This is a genomic window from Mastigocoleus testarum BC008, assembly GCF_001456025.1.
GTDB lineage: Bacteria > Cyanobacteriota > Cyanobacteriia > Cyanobacteriales > Nostocaceae > Mastigocoleus > Mastigocoleus testarum.
This window is the reverse complement of sequence record NZ_LMTZ01000098.1, coordinates 95,470-109,505: the sequence shown is the minus strand read 5'-3', so window position 1 is coordinate 109,505 and position 14,036 is coordinate 95,470. Positions and strand designations below refer to the sequence as shown.

Annotated in this window: 9 protein-coding genes; 2 read left to right on the top strand and 7 right to left on the bottom strand. The window is 38.9% G+C overall.

The genetic code is table 11. The features are described 5' to 3' along the window. Positions 1-18: 18 nt before the first annotated feature. On the bottom strand, positions 19-714 hold the full coding sequence (gene surE / locus BC008_RS22305; protein WP_027840628.1) for a 5'/3'-nucleotidase SurE: 696 nt from the start codon (positions 712-714) through the stop codon (positions 19-21). A gap of 829 nt (positions 715-1,543) precedes the next feature. Next, positions 1,544-2,893 carry an HlyD family efflux transporter periplasmic adaptor subunit gene (locus BC008_RS22300; protein WP_058183835.1) on the bottom strand — a complete coding sequence of 450 codons (1,350 nt, stop codon included), beginning with the start codon at positions 2,891-2,893 and terminating at the stop codon, positions 1,544-1,546. A 610-nt stretch (positions 2,894-3,503) separates the two neighbouring features. Between BC008_RS22300 and BC008_RS22295 the strand changes: the two genes are divergently transcribed. Beyond that, a complete protein-coding gene (locus BC008_RS22295) occupies positions 3,504-5,648 on the top strand; it encodes a peptidase domain-containing ABC transporter (protein ID WP_027840626.1) in 2,145 nt (714 codons plus the stop codon). A 121-nt stretch (positions 5,649-5,769) separates the two neighbouring features. Here BC008_RS22295 and BC008_RS22290 read toward each other — a convergent pair whose 3' ends face one another. Continuing rightward, positions 5,770-6,357 carry a Uma2 family endonuclease gene (locus BC008_RS22290; RefSeq protein WP_027840625.1) on the bottom strand — a complete coding sequence of 196 codons (588 nt, stop codon included), beginning with the start codon at positions 6,355-6,357 and terminating at the stop codon, positions 5,770-5,772. Positions 6,358-6,587: 230 nt separating this feature from the next. On the opposite strand from BC008_RS22290, the gene BC008_RS22285 reads away from it, so the two are divergent. Next, positions 6,588-7,193: a GNAT family N-acetyltransferase gene (locus BC008_RS22285; RefSeq protein ID WP_027840624.1), complete on the top strand. Its 606-nt coding sequence runs from the start codon at positions 6,588-6,590 to the stop codon at positions 7,191-7,193. A gap of 91 nt (positions 7,194-7,284) precedes the next feature. On the opposite strand, the gene BC008_RS22280 is transcribed toward BC008_RS22285, so the two are convergent. The 4 genes from BC008_RS22280 to serA all read right to left on the bottom strand — a co-directional run bounded on the left by BC008_RS22280 (position 7,285) and on the right by serA (position 13,657). Continuing rightward, a complete protein-coding gene (locus BC008_RS22280; protein WP_027840623.1) occupies positions 7,285-8,451 on the bottom strand; it encodes a low temperature requirement protein A in 1,167 nt (388 codons plus the stop codon). Positions 8,452-8,711: 260 nt separating this feature from the next. Then, the gene (locus tag BC008_RS22275) at positions 8,712-10,361 is read right to left on the bottom strand and encodes an MFS transporter (protein WP_235595907.1); all 1,650 of its coding nucleotides are present in this window, start codon (positions 10,359-10,361) and stop codon (positions 8,712-8,714) included. A gap of 653 nt (positions 10,362-11,014) precedes the next feature. Next, a complete protein-coding gene (locus BC008_RS22270; RefSeq protein ID WP_027840622.1) occupies positions 11,015-11,731 on the bottom strand; it encodes an SDR family NAD(P)-dependent oxidoreductase in 717 nt (238 codons plus the stop codon). A gap of 345 nt (positions 11,732-12,076) precedes the next feature. After that, positions 12,077-13,657, bottom strand: coding sequence for a phosphoglycerate dehydrogenase (gene serA / locus BC008_RS22265; RefSeq protein WP_027840621.1), 1,581 nt, complete (start codon positions 13,655-13,657; stop codon positions 12,077-12,079). Positions 13,658-14,036: the final 379 nt, after the last annotated feature.

The following is a 14,036-nucleotide window of genomic DNA, read 5'->3' as shown; positions in this document are numbered from 1 at the left end:
ACTGACCAAGAGTAAAAGTTACAGTCTCAATTTGGTAACAGCAATTTTTCCTGAAAAGCAGACATCAACATCACTATTGGGAGTTTTTTCTCGTTTGGCATATTCACCGTTATAGTAGAGGTTATTCCCTTCTATGTGATAGCTGATGGGCAAAGGTTTTGTACAAGATTCACAAAATATTACTTCCGGTTGTGGTCTTTCCGGAGACAGGTGGGGCAAGTTTACGTTCCAAAAACTACCTGGCTCTATGGGACGCTCGAGCAAATCGACTAAAATCTTAGCAGTCCACTTAGAGGATAAATTCCAATCAAACTCTAAATCCTTTTTTTTGTACTGGGAGATTGCAATTCCTGGGATACCGTGCATTGCTGCTTCTCTAACTGCAGCAACGGTTCCAGATATGTAGGTATCGACTCCCATATTACCACCGGCATTGATTCCTGAAAGCACATATTTGATTTCTTGACTAATGTGGCTTACAGCAACGCGGACACAATCTGCAGGAGTACCTGAAATTGCATATTCACTTTCAGAGCGATTTTGAATATGAATTGGAGCGTTTGCAGTTACTCGATGTCCGCAACCGGAGTGATGTTCTTTTGGAGCTGCAACGACAATTGGAAATTTGCGTTCTGGTAATGAATTTACAGCTTTGTAGAGTGCTTGAATTCCGGGAGCGTCGATCCCATCGTCATTGGTGAGTATAAAAGTCATAACTTTTTGGTTAGTTACCGAGTTACTCTTTCAACAAAGAGTCAATATATGTTGTAAACGTAAACGATATTTCTGTTGCTCAAAAAGAAATCCAATAGCTTCGATCGCAAGACCAGCAACTACCAATATCATCCATCAAAGCAATTATTACATTAACTTTGTTTTTAAGAGCAATTTTCTTTGAGTAAGACTTCTAAATGTTCATTTATTGATTCAGATCCTTTATCTAAACAATCAAATTATAAAGGCAAAAGAATTAAACGCGGACTATTCCGTTGAGGAGTTGGATAGTTGTTGAAATTGAGTGTTGCAAAGTTTTAAGGTAAATGTAGTCAAATATAGACATATGTCACATGATTTTTGACTAATTGGCTAAAAATGGTAGTGTCCTCACACGAGTACCTATTAAGTGCTGGAATTAGAAATATTTTATTAAAGAGATGGCGTTTGCTTGATGTAGAGTCAAAATTGTTTGCAGATGTTACATCTTTGTGGTTTATTGCTGTGCTGGTTTTTTACTGTATTGATTTGCTTCTTTTTGCAAGACCCTCAGATTTTTTACCGGTTTCTATCGCTCAGCCAGTGTCAAGTGGAATTATGTTCAGTTGTGTTGTGATTCTCTCCAATCTTTTTCTTGGGGAGCCTTTAAGAATTACTCGGATGCTTAGTTTGAGTCTAATAGTTATTGGAATTATCATTACAAACACCAGTCTCTTTGGAGACGTTACACTCCTGCCACGTCTCCAATAAGTTTATGCACCGTAATTTTCCCCCATGACCCTAGAATTCTAAAAATTATGCGATCCAGATATTTTTGATTTATACAAACTTAAATGTTTGTAATTAACCTAGCTTTGCGGAGAAGGAAAGTCAATACTGTTTCCTCTTGGGAAATTATCTCTGCTGTAGTTTCCATACCCGCTTGTAAATCAAAATGTTCATCTTGCTTTTCTAAGTAAGAATGTTCTGGTTCAATGGTCACTTGATAAGAAGGTGGTTCGGGAGTCAGAGATTTTTGCTCTTTTTCAACTGTATCGGCGGTTATTTCTCTGACTGCACCCTTAAGAACGCCGTAGTCTGGATATGGGTAAGCAGAAACTCGCATTTGGACTTTACCTTCCTGACAATCAGCAACTTTAACAGCTTTGCAAATTTTAACTTTGCTGATGTCTTCTGCTGTAACCCGAGCTTTAACCACCAAGGGAGCAGAACCGGGAGAAATATGTGCAACAGCTTCCCCTGGATTGACTACTTGGGAGGAATTTCTTAATTCTAAGCTAAGAATAGTTCCCGCCATTGGAGCTCTGACTATAGTTTTTTGTAAATCCTCAAGAACCTGTTTGAATTCCTGGCGATCGCTCATAATTTGATTTTCGATTTCGATTCGCCTTTGGACGATACTTTCTTTTTCTTTGTGCAATGCAGCTAAAGTAGATTCGCCTCTAGCCTTGATTTGAGCAATTTCTTCTTGAGCAATGGAAATTTCTGCATTTGTTGGGTTTATTTGGGCTCTAGCATTTTCCACCCTAGCTTGTGCAGCTTTAAAAGATTGTTCTTTCTCTTTAATTTGCAATTCAGAGATAGCTCCGGTATTACCCAGTTTTTGATATCGCTTCATCTCTTCCTTGGCTAAATCTAGATTTGCAATTGCTTCTTGTAATTGCGCCTGAGTACCAATTTCTTTATCTTTATATTCTCTCTTGGTTTGTCTTAATTTAGCTTGTGCCGATGCAACTTGTCTCTCAACTGACTTAGATTCTGCATTAATCTGTGCTTGTAATGCCCACAGTTGAGCATCAATTTGAGAAACTTCTAACTGATTCTGACGAATTCGCAGTTTAACCTGACTCTTTTTTGTCCGTAGTTGAGAATCATCAATGGTAGCTATTGGTTGACCTTTTGCAACTACTTGATTCTGCTTGACCTTAATGCTGGTCACCATTCCCGATGCTGCTGCTTCCACGACTCGATCTTCCCCAATTGGGCGTACCCTAGCAGCTGTTTTTACTGTCATCGGGTATTCGGTAGTTGCAGCTAGTGCAACTGCAATCCCAACAGAACCTGGTAGAACCAAGCCTCCTAATCTTGTCCAAGTACCAATTTCCGGTAACAGATCTTCACTCCCGATTTGGGGCAAATATTCAGGTTTACTCTCTATGGGTTTGCTTTCAATAAACATGATAAATCAATATATAAATTGACTAGTATAAATTGACTGAGAAAAGCATCACAGATTTGCTCGCAGGAATTATTTCTGTAATATTCTTGTCAATCGTGATATACGCTTTTTTAGTTTATATTGAAATATTCAATTTAATGCAAACTTCTAAGAAAAACAGTATGACAATATTATTTATTACTAATACGATGTTTTTCATGTAACGTTATATCTTTTTTTTAGATCCTACCTATTATTTCTGCTGCTTGTTTAAAAGCTTTTATTCCAAAACTTGTAGACTCTTGCAAATTATTTTATCTCTCAAAAGTCTTGCAATATTTACTACTTAGCTAAAGAGTAAAAAACAACATTGTAAAATAATTTGCCATAAAATTTAAGTAACTTAAAAGTGTATTTTTATTGTTAAAATCAGCCATATCACAATTTGTAAAGTCAATTTTCAACCTCTATGGAGTAGAACCTTAAATGATAAAAAAACACCAACCTAGACCGAGTTAAGCATAGGGTATGGTTTAATTTTTCAAGCTTATAGTAAGAAGAAAATCTATAGTCTAAGTTAACCACCTCCGGTTATCAGACCGAGGTTTCCAGGATATAGCCGCAAGGTATTATGAAATATCAGTTTGTTCGACAGCATAGTGAAGAAGACTGTGGTGCCGCCTGTCTGGCTGCCATTGCAAAACATTATCAGCGCACATTTGCCCTCAACCGAGTTCGGGAAGCAATAGGTACGGGACAACTAGGAACAACCATGTTGGGCTTAAGACAGGGAGCAGAAGCTCTAGGTTTTAATGCTCGAGCAGTCAGGGCTTCACCAGAACTGGTTAATCAAATAAAAAAAGCACCGCTCCCGGCGATTATTCACTGGAAAGGTAAGCACTGGGTTGTTTTATACGGGCAAAAAGGAAATAAATACGTAGTTGCAGACCCAGCGATCAATATTCGTTACCTATCTAAGAAAGAGTTGGTCGAAGGATGGGCAAACTGGGTCATGCTATTGGTTGAGCCAGATACGGGTCGTTTTTACGAGCAACCGAATGACAAAATAGGAGGGTTCGGGCGCTTCTTTTCCCGAGTGTGGCCCTATAAAGGTATTTTGGCCCAGGCTCTTGTTTGTATCATCATAGTTGGTATGCTTTCCCTTGCTTCTCCTATCCTGATGCAAATCCTCACAGATGATGTACTCGTTCGGGGTGACATGGATATGTTGAGGGAAGTAGGGATTGCTGTTTTAGTGATGAACATCGTCAGCTACAGCCTACGGATGGTTCAATCTAACTTAGTCGCCCATTTTGCCCAAAGGTTGCAACTGAGTTTGATACTTGAATTTGGACGACAAATATTACGCCTACCTCTAAAGTATTACGAAGCTCGTCGTAGTGGTGAAGTAGTGAGTCGGTTAGAAGATATTCAAAAAATTAACCAGTTAGTGTCACAAATAGTAATTGCCGTACCCAGTCAATCTGCGATCGCATTAGTCTCTTTGGGTGTGATGATTTTTTATAGCCCCATACTGACATTAGTTGCAGTTGGAATTGCTATTTTGATGACTGGTTCCACGTTTGTTTTCTTACCCGCACTACAGCGCAAATCAAGAAATTTATTAATTTTGGAAGCTGAAAATCAAGGTATTTTGGTTGAAACTTTCAAAGGTGCACTGACACTCAAAACAACCAATGCAGTACCGCAATTTTGGGAGGAATTACAAGCTAGATTTTCTCGATTTGCTAATGTATCATTCGGTACTATTCAAATTGGCATCATCAATAATGTATTCTCTGGGTTTGTTTCGACCAATGGTAATTTAGCCCTGCTTTGGTATGGAAGTAGTTTGGTAATTAATCAGGAAATCACTATTGGTCAGTTGTTGGCTTTCACCACTATGAATCGAAATTTGTCGTCATTTATTAGTACTATAGTTTCTTTTGTCGATGAATTTACGATGGTGAAGACTGCGACTCAGCGCTTGTCAGAAGTGACTGACGCCACGCCAGAAACAAAAGACGATGAGAAGAAGCATTACGCTAAAATTCCTGGTGACGCTGATATTACCTGTGATAACGTCACATTTCATTATTCGGGTAGATTAAATCTGTTGGAAGACTTTAATATCCGCATTCCTGGTGGAAAAGTTGTGGCTTTGATTGGCGAATCGGGTTGTGGTAAAAGTAGTGTGGCTAAAGTGATTGCAGGTTTGTACACACCTCAGTCGGGTAATATTCGCATTGGTGATTATAATTTAAAGGATTTATCCTTAGATTGTTTACGAGAACAGATTGTTCTGGTTCCTCAAGATGCTCACTTTTGGAGTAGAACGATTGTGGAAAATTTTCGTTTAGCTGCTCCGAGAGCTAGTTTTGAGCAAATGGTGCTTGCTTGTAAAATTGCTGAAGCTGACGGCTTTATTAGTAAGTTACCGGATAAATACCAGACTATTTTGGGTGAGTTTGGTGCGAATATTTCTGGAGGTCAACGTCAAAGACTTGCGATCGCCAGAGCAATAATTAACGATCCGCCTGTTTTGATTTTGGATGAATCAACCGGGGGGCTAGATCCAGTTAGTGAAAATCGAGTTTTGAGTCAGTTGTTTGCTTTTCGTAAAGGAAAAACTACAATTTTGATCAGTCACCGTCCCCGGGTAATTTCCAAGGCTGATTGGATAATACTGTTAGATCAAGGTCAATTAAAAATTCAAGGAACTTTCGAAGAATTGCGTTCTCAATCGGGTAACCATTTAGATTTTTTAAATCCTTAGAAGGTGTTTATAAAAAAATAAAATTAAGGTCTTTGCTTCTCGTCAATGACGGGAAGCTGTTGTTGTCTTACAGCAGCGATCGGACTTCCCGGAACGTAAGATGCTTTTCGATTGTAGAATTTTAATAACTTGTTGTTTCTGGAAAAATCCGCCTCAATTCCAACAAAGCATCCTCAAATCCAGGAATATTAACTGAATTATTTGATAGAAAAATTTGCTTACTCAAATAGTTAAACTCACCTCGAGCATTTTGATAAGGCTGACCGTAGCACTCTAGTTGAAAAGCCTGCAAATTCACAATCCAATAATTATTAATTCCTGCTTCTGCATATAACCCCAACTTTGTTGTTTGGTCGTATTCAAGACTAGAATCAGAAACTTCTACAACTAAAAAAATATCTTGAGGATAAGGATGATGAGCCAGATAATCAGCTTCATCTCCCACTGCAATTACCACATCTGGTTCGGGTTCGCTATTTGCAGACAGAATAATAGGTTCTTGACAACGGATAACAGCACTGTCATCAAGTAACCGATCCAATTGACGGGAAAGTCGTGTTGTAGAAAATGTATGTGGCGTTCCCTTTGGAGCCATTTGAATCAGTTCTCCCCGAATCAATTCAATTCGGTCTTTCTCTGTTAAAAAACCGAGTTCAATCAGTTGATGATATTCGTCGATTGTAAATCGCTTTGGTGTTACAACAGTCATGGGAGAACCATTAAATTTAACTGCTTCCTCTTTAAATTGTACGTCAGCACAAATTAGGATTATTTTTCACTCAAACCTTTAAAAGGAAAAATATCGTACATCAGTCGGTACGATTAGTAGAGGCTTGGTTCCATCGCAGTAATGCTATCTTAAAGTAAATTAATAAATAAGACATTCCGTAAATGAGGTATGAATTATGTAGGCACAAATATTTCCCCATATTCTAAATAATGACTACCATCGAAGTTGCTCATTTGGAGAAAAAGCACAAAGATGACATTGTCGAAGTTTTATTTAGATCCTTTGAAGACTATCCATTGATGCAATTCTTCTTTGGTAATGCATATCAAGACTCAGCAAGGTATTACTGGAAATATGTTTATGACTTTGCACTAATTGTTGATGGAATACTTTTGGGGGCTTTTACTGAAGGTGAATTACAAGGCTTTGCTTTTGTTTTATCACCACAAGAACCACAAAAAGATTTTCAAAGCATAATCACTCACCTTAAAAAACAGCTAATTGCAATAATTGGTGAGAAAATTGTCATGCGAATTGATGCATATTTAAGTTTTCAAGATAAAAATAAACCACCGCAACCTCATTTTTATCTCGATGTGATTTCTGTGGATCCTCAAAGTCAAGGAAAAGGTCTTGGTAAAGCTCTTTTGTCACAAGTGCATGCAATCTCAGAACAACATCCTTACTCTCGTGGTGTTGCTCTTGAAACTCAAACAGAGCAGAACATAGCTTATTACAAACGTTTTGGCTATAGCGTTTATAGAATAGCTGAACTTGATGGTGTGAAAACTTCGTTCATGTTTCGACATGACTAAATTTAATCATTCCCCAGTCCCTAATCTCCAGTCGCCAGTCGCCATTCGCCATATGCCGCAAGGCGGCACGCAGTGCTATCCCCAATCCTCATCAAGAACTAAACTGACCACTTTGGTATAAATCTTGCAATACTTGGAACACGACTACTAAAGCCACCGATCCAATTATAATTACCGAATTAAACTTTACACCTGCTGCTGCAATAACCAACAATACAACAGCCGCACCCAATCTATATCTAGCTCGAACTTTGCAAGGAAATATTAACCCCGTACGGTGGAGAATACATAAACCGAACAAACAAAGTGCTACAGCACCACAAATCAACCAGCGTTCGGGAGTTGGTAAAGCAAGACTTGCATCACTTAGAACTACACCTTGTACCCCAACTCCAGTAGCTGTCAGACCAATAACTAAAGGTAAATGTCCAAATAACCAAACTTGAAAAATACCTAATTTGCCTTGCTTACCAGCATTTCTTAAAGCTGAACCTGCAACATTTTCAAAATAAACCCACCACAAACCAAAGGCAATAATAAAACCAAATACAGCTGATATTGCACTCCCAATATCCCAATGTTTTTCCGATACACCATTAACAACAGCAATAATAGCTTCACCTAGAACGATTATTGTAAATAGCCCAAACCTTTCTGGTAAATGTTCTGGGTGAGGAAGTAAGTTTGTTTGATGACGTTTAGCTGTGATTGGGGTTGCAAAATCTATAGCTAATCCCAATCCCCAAAAGATAAACCGCAAAGTAATAGGAATAAATGCAGAGATAAACCAGAGGAACGCTGCGACCGCAAAACCGATTGTATGATGGGTTGCAAATTTCCGCGCTTGGGGAATATGTTTGATAACGCGCAAATATTGGAAAACAAGAATAAATCTGCTAACAGCATAAGCCAAAGCAAAACCGGTGGAACTTTCCGCTAAACCTTCATGAACATTGACAGCAAGTGCTGCTATTGCTAACATTTGCAAACCCGTGAGCAAACGATTGCCAATGTCATCAGTATCAAAACGATTAGCATAGAAGGTACTTCCAATCCAAGCCCACCAAATAGGAACAAACAAAAATACAAAGCTGAAAAATCCCGACCAAGTTACATGTTCGTGGAGATAGTGAGCAACCTGAGAAATTGCAACTACGAATACTAAATCATAAAAAAGCTCTAGCCAAGTAGCATGACGATGTTCTTTTTCCGTCTCTGGTCCAATCCGTAAACGGGGAGGTTCTAACCAGATTTTCACTTGTGCTTATCCTCTAATTTAGCTCTCTACAAGTAAATTATTACTTTTTGGTTACTAAGTTTTTATCATGTTGGTGTATAGTTGCTGCATTTTTAAGGGGCACAGTAATGATAACGCTGCACCCCTAGAAAATATATTTATATTGTCTAACGAAAATATTAATATTTACCCGACTTCCCTAATATAGATATTTTAATCAATTTATATCGATAGCTACCGATTGCCCCTCTTTTTTTTGCTGAGGGCTATCTCTTTTACTCTTAGTGATGTGTCAATACTATATATTGCTGCTTACTAGCATTAGAAGAAGGTTCTTCGGAAACCTCCGGTCTATTTTTGATTGTGAGGAAAGCAACTAATGCACTTGCGAAGGCTAAAAGTGCCGCAATTAACATTACCAAACGAAAACCATCTACAAACGAAAAAGTGATTGCTTCTTGAAGTGTTCTTCTCATCTCTTCAGTAACATTTGCTGGGATTTCAGCACCTGCTAGCTTGAATCTTTGTTCCGATAGCTGCTCTATTACTGATAAAGGTATATTCAATTTTGCCAAATACCGATCCAGATTGTAATTGAAAGCATTGAACAGGAAAATATTAAACACTGCGATCGCTATTAATCCCGCAGTTCGAGCAATTGCATTGTTAATTCCTGAAGCAATACCAGCTTGACGCTGGTTAACTGCACTCATGACAGTTGTTGTTAAAGGTGCAGCACTGATTGTCATTCCAAAACCTAAAACAATAATTCCTGGGAAAAACGTAGTCCAGTAACTACCCCCAATGCCCGGTATGATGAACAGAGCAAAACCAACAGCTGTTAACAATGGACCAAGAGTCAAAGGTAACCTTGCTCCGTAGCGACACATTAAAGACCCCGACCACTCTGACAGAAAGAACATTATCAGAATATAAGGTAGAAAAGCCGCGCCAGCTGCAGTTGCAGAATAGTGTTGAATCTGGATTAAATCGAAGGGAACCAAATAAAACACTCCTCCCAAGGCGGAGTAGAGTAACAAAGTAAGTAAGTTAGCACCACTAAATGTTTTAGATTTGAACAAATTTAGCGGCATCATTGGAGAAGAACTTTTAGCCTCAACTAAAATAAAAGCACACATAATCAGTGTGCCTACAACTAAACAGGTAACCACCAAAGGGTGGGTAAGACTTAAATTACACGATTCAATTAATCCGTAAACTAGTGTCCCCAAACCCAAAGTTGCTAAAAGGGTTCCCCACCAGTCAAGTTTAGGAGAATCTTCACCAAAACTTTCTGGCATATATAGAAATGAAATACCCAAAACAATCACAGCTAAAGGTAGGTTGAGAAAAAATATCCATCGCCAGGAACATTCTTCTACTAACCAGCCACCTAAAACGGTTCCTAAAGCCGAAGTGATAGCTGTAAAACCTGCCCAAGTCCCAATGGCTTTACTTCGTTTTTCGCCTTCAAAAACAGCACTGATAATTGCCAAACTACCAGGAACCAAAAGTGCACCACCAATACCTTGAACTGCACGAGCAATGATTAGTTGGTTTACGGTTGATGATAAACCACACCAAGCCGAAGCCAAGGCAAACAGAATCACGCCAGCAGCGTAAATCTTTCGTCTACCAAAACGGTCGCTCAAAGAACCACCGACCAAAATTAAAGCAGAAAGAAACAATGAGTAAGACTCAACCACCCACTGCATTTCAGCTGCCGTGCCGTCCAATACAGTTTGCAATATTGGCAGCGCTACGTTAACGACAGTAACATCCATCATCGCCATACTCGAACCGATGATAGTTGCTGCAAGCACCCACTTCTCAAAATTTTTTGAAGAAGGTTTGTATGGTGCTGACAAAATAGCAGCTTCATACCATGGTCGTTGGGTGATGTTTGTCATCTGATGCATGATGTTTGTCATCTAAGGCCACCAAAAGGACAATCTTCTAAAAAGACAATTTCCGAATTCTACCCGAGAGGAATAGAGGGTCATACGACCTGCAGTCCGAACCCAGGACTGTCACAATCGGTTTTTGCTGATAATATTATGAAAATATGTATATAAAACAACTCATTGTTTCAAGCGTGTATCATATTTAGCCTCAGTGCAAACCCCGAAAAAATAAACTATTATCGGGATTTTTTTACTGTTTCAGGGATTTAAAGTCTTGTTTCATAAACCTTTGAAGAGTTGATTTCTCAGAATATTTGTTTGTAAAAACTGTCCTGGCAATTGCGTAAACTGTGACGTGATTTTTGCCAAGAACCTCGTTGTAAATTTACCAATTACAAATCCTAATATCTGAATCAAGTTAAACTGATATGAAGTTTACTTCCGATCTGGAACTACTTTATGTGTCGAAATATCCAGAAAAGCCCCAGATTTAAATCATTTAAAGGAATGAAAACCAAATAGAATGAGTACAGATATTTATCTTCTTAACGGTAACTTCACATTTTTAATTTTTTATCAGTCTTACTTAGGGGTTTACACGTGGTATTTTTAAAAGCTTCAGCTTGAGGAAGAATCCATTTATGTTTGGAGTTCAAACCTATGAAATCAAAACCACAGAGTTAAAACTTCTCCACTGCAGGACGTATATCCATTTCTAAGCTCCAAGCACTAGGATCCTGTTTATAAAGATGCCAGTAAGTTTCAGCTATCGCATCAGGCGAGAGAAGGTTATCCTCTTCTACCTGTGGGAATAGTTCCCGAATATTAGGGGTATTTATCATACCATCAATGACAATATGAGCCACATGAATACCCTGGTTTCCAAACTCTCTTGCTAATGACTGCGCTAACGCCCGCAATCCAAACTTACCCACAGCTAAGGGAGAAAATCGAGCCGAACCTCTAAGGGATGCAGTAGCACCAGTTAGAAGAATCGTACCTTTTTCACGTTCTAACATTGCTGGTAAAACCTGCTGTGCTGCGACAAAAGCACCAAAACAATTAACTTTCCAGCAATACTCAAACTCTTCTGGTGACAGTTCTAAAATGCCATTAACTTTAAATATGCCGGCATTATACACTAAAATGTCCGGTGGAGCTAATTCTAATTTTATTAGATCCAAAGCTGCAGCAAGGGATACAGGATCTGTAACATCAGCAGTTACAGACAACGCCTTACTGCCCAAATTTTCCAAATCAGATTGAATATTAGCCAGCGTTTTTGCACTTCTGGCGATTAAACCCACACTAAAGCCTTCGCCTGCGAACCGATGAGCAATCGCACTTCCTAGCCCCGTTCCTACGCCAACAACCACTGCAACCTTTAATTGGCTCATGCGCGATCGCGCTCCTTTTGATTCTAAGAATTTAACGATCTAGCTCAGTCTACTACTAGCTTATGCAAACTGTGATGAATCTGCATCTGTTATATTTCTTAATTTTAAGATCTTAATTTATAAATTTGTATCATACTTTACCTACATATTTTCTTGTATGTTTAAAAACTGGTAGTCGGTAATTGGTTGTTGGTAATTGGTGTGAGAATCGTTCAGTTTTCAATTGTTTTTGCGAACGGTGTTTTTGAAACCAGAAACTCACGCGATCGCCAATTACTTATTACCGATTAGCCACGACTAAGCCGCTCGAGATCCGAACGGCTTTAAAATTCCATAAGACAAATATTACAATGTCACAGTATATGCATCACGAATACCGGGTACTTTAATAATCTCAGCTAAAATGCCTTCAGGTAAAGGATCGTCTAAACTGAGAACCATGACAGCATCCCCGCGTACGATTTTACGTCCCACCTGCATACTGGCAATATTCACGTTAAAACTTCCCAGTAAGGAACCAATTTTACCGATAATCCCTGGCATATCGCGGTGTACGGTAAATAGCATATGGTGACTCGGGGGAACGTTGATTGGGAAACCATCAATATTTGTCACGCGAATTTCCCCATTACCCAATAAAGCACCAGTTACTGAGTGAGTTCCTAAATTACCAGTTGCTTCTAAATGCAAAGAACCAGCGTAGTCCTTTATTGAATCGTCTCGGGTTTCAATAACACGAATCCCGCGCTCCTTCGCTTCAATACTGGCGTTTACATAATTCACCCGTTCGCGCAACGCTTGGAAAAGTAAACCTTTGAGAGCAGCTACAACTAAAGGTTGACTTCTATTAGTTGCTAATTCACCTTGGAGGCTGACATTAAGCAGTTCTACCCTTCCACCTGCTAATTGTCCGACCAAATTCCCCAAAGTTTCTGACAACTGCATATAAGGCTTGAGTTCTTCTAAGATATCCGGACTCAAACCGGGAATATTCACTGCTGAACGTGCAGGAAGTCCCAACAATACATCCCGAATTTGTTCCGCAACATCAACCGCCACATTCACCTGTGCTTCTGTAGTTGAAGCACCCAAGTGAGGAGTCAGCACCATTTCTTTTCCTAAAGATTTTAAAGGAGATTCCTTTAATGGCTCGGATTCGTAAACATCCAATGCAGCTCCTGCAATTGTACCTTCTTTGATGGCAACAGCTAGAGCTTCCTCATCAATGATCCCACCACGAGCACAGTTAATAATTCGGGTAGTGGGCTTCATTTTTTTCAGCATTTCGCTGTTAATGAGGTGAGTTGTCTCTGGGGTTTTAGGAATGTGCAGAGTAATATAATCAGCTTGCTGTACTAACAAATCTAAATCTACTAGTTGACAGCCAATTTGTTCGGCTCTTTCCCGAGAAATAAAGGGGTCGAATGCAAGTAACTTCATTCCCATTGCTTTTGCAACTGCAGCAACATGGGAACCAATCTTACCCAAACCGACGATACCTAAAGTTTTTTTATAAACTTCCGCACCAACGAAAGTTTTACGATCCCACTCTCCTTTTTTCACTGAAGCATTTGCATCTGGAATATGGCGGGATAAAGATAACATCATTGCAACAGCATGTTCTGCTGCAGCAATTGTATTACCTTCAGGAGAATTAACAACAACTATTCCTTGACGGGTTGCTGCAGGTACATCTACATTATCAACACCCACACCAGCGCGACCGATAATCTTTAAATGCGCTCCTGCTTCAATTACTTCTTGAGTAACGCGGGTCCCAGAACGAATCATCAGTGCATCATATTCACCAATAATCTTGATTAATTCTTCTGGTTTTAGACCTAGTTTTACATCGACAGTTGCGACTTGGGACAAAATATCAATCCCAGCCCGATCGATCGAATCTGATACGAGAACCTTAGACATGATTGCTTATTGTGAAGCTAAAAGTTTTTCCTGATGAAGACTTTTCAGTTTAATCTTAATTACGCTTGAATGGTTGCAATTAGGCGGTAAACGATTAATTTTAACTTTAAATAAAAATAAATCTCCCGCGTTTCACCCATAATGGTGTTAAATTATGGCTTTATAAAGGCAGCGCGGCACTTATTTACATATTTAAAACCCTAACGGAACACACAACCACTCCCTCGCCCAATATAAAGCATTAAGTGGACTAAAAGAAATATAGGTTTATAAAAAAATTGTTTCCCAAGATTTATTATTTTTAAGTTATTTTTTGTAATTTTTCTCAGGATTTTCTTTATCTGAATTATTTATCTACAAGAAATTACTGAGGATTTTG

Coding starts and splice junctions, on each gene's coding strand:
- BC008_RS22290 (WP_027840625.1), bottom strand. CDS start 6,357: ATGACTGTTGTAACACCAAAGCGATTTACAATCGACGAATATCATCAA.
- BC008_RS22285 (WP_027840624.1), top strand. CDS start 6,588: ATGACTACCATCGAAGTTGCTCATTTGGAGAAAAAGCACAAAGATGAC.
- BC008_RS22295 (WP_027840626.1), top strand. CDS start 3,504: ATGAAATATCAGTTTGTTCGACAGCATAGTGAAGAAGACTGTGGTGCC.
- BC008_RS22275 (WP_235595907.1), bottom strand. CDS start 10,361: ATGACAAACATCATGCATCAGATGACAAACATCACCCAACGACCATGG.
- BC008_RS22270 (WP_027840622.1), bottom strand. CDS start 11,731: ATGAGCCAATTAAAGGTTGCAGTGGTTGTTGGCGTAGGAACGGGGCTA.
- surE (WP_027840628.1), bottom strand. CDS start 714: ATGACTTTTATACTCACCAATGACGATGGGATCGACGCTCCCGGAATT.
- serA (WP_027840621.1), bottom strand. CDS start 13,657: ATGTCTAAGGTTCTCGTATCAGATTCGATCGATCGGGCTGGGATTGAT.
- BC008_RS22300 (WP_058183835.1), bottom strand. CDS start 2,893: ATGTTTATTGAAAGCAAACCCATAGAGAGTAAACCTGAATATTTGCCC.